The following is a 1,222-nucleotide window of genomic DNA, read 5'->3' as shown; positions in this document are numbered from 1 at the left end:
ATATAAAACATTTTAATATTATTACAGAGGCCGAGATGGCACTTTATAGTCAAGTGAATGATACGACAGCAGTATATCCTGAGAAAAATATCGTCGATATGTTCTATAATACTGTTACTCAATTTCCAAATCGTATAGCTTTATCTTCAAGGGAAGGTACTTTAACTTATGAGGAGCTAAATAAAAAAAGTAATCAAATAGCTCATATGTTAATTAAAAACGGCGTCCAATTAGGAGACTATGTTGGAATATTTATGAAACGTAGCATAGACACAGTAGTAAGTATGGTAGCTATATTAAAAGCTGGTGCAGCGTATGTTCCGATTGATCCAGATTATCCGGAAAGTAGAATACAGTACATTATTCAAGATAGCCAAGCGAAAGTTATATTGATGAAAGAGACGCCTATAACATGTGATGGGGTTCAAACAGTTTCATTGTATGATAGTGAAACTTATGAAGATATAGATGTAAAGTTGTCTATTCATTGTGATGATGTAGCTTATATGATTTATACATCGGGTTCAACAGGGAATCCAAAGGGAACGATGTTAGCACATAGAGGCGTTGTTAATCTGTACACTTGGATGAAAAAGCAATATGAATTGACAGAAGAGGATGTATTTGCTCAATTTCCTTCCTTTAGTTTCGATGCTTCTGTATGGGAGTCATTTGCTTCTTTATTCTGCGGAGGAAACTTGTATGTACTATTAGAGGAAGAGCGATTGTCTGTAGAGGCATTTGCAAATGCAATCTATAAAGTGAAAGCAACTTCAATCTTGGCATTAGCAACAATTTTTGTTCGACAAGTAGCAACTTATTTAGCAGAAGAAGATATATATAAGCTAGCTTCCCTAAAAAGAATTGCGATTGGTGGTGAAATGTTGCCTGTAGAGGTTATTAAATTGTGGAGAGAAAGAATAGGTACAAATGTTGAAATTTATAATGTATACGGACCGACAGAATGTACTGTAGTGACGACAACCTATAAAATACCTAGTCAGTTAAATGAGGATGTTGCGAGTATTCCCATTGGTAAACCATGTGCTAATTATCAAGTTATGATTTTGGATGAGAATATGAATCTTTGTCCAATTGGTGTACCTGGTGAATTATATATAGATTCAGTGGGATTAGCAAAAGGGTATTTTAATAAGCCTAATAAAACAATTGAAGCTTTTATTCCGAACCCTTTTAATCCTATAGTTAATATATATAAAAC

1 protein-coding gene is annotated in these 1,222 nt (G+C 33.9%); it reads left to right on the top strand.

Translation table 11 applies throughout. The features are described from left to right. Window positions 1-1,222: amino acid adenylation domain-containing protein (locus ABWK52_RS28710; protein ID WP_353772344.1), on the top strand; the 1,222-nt coding region annotated here is incomplete at both ends.

This window comes from Bacillus sp. AP50, from assembly GCF_040492675.1.
GTDB lineage: Bacteria > Bacillota > Bacilli > Bacillales > Bacillaceae_G > Bacillus_A > Bacillus_A cereus.
The sequence above is the reverse complement of the archived record's forward strand: the minus strand, read 5'-3'. Positions and strand labels throughout refer to the sequence as shown.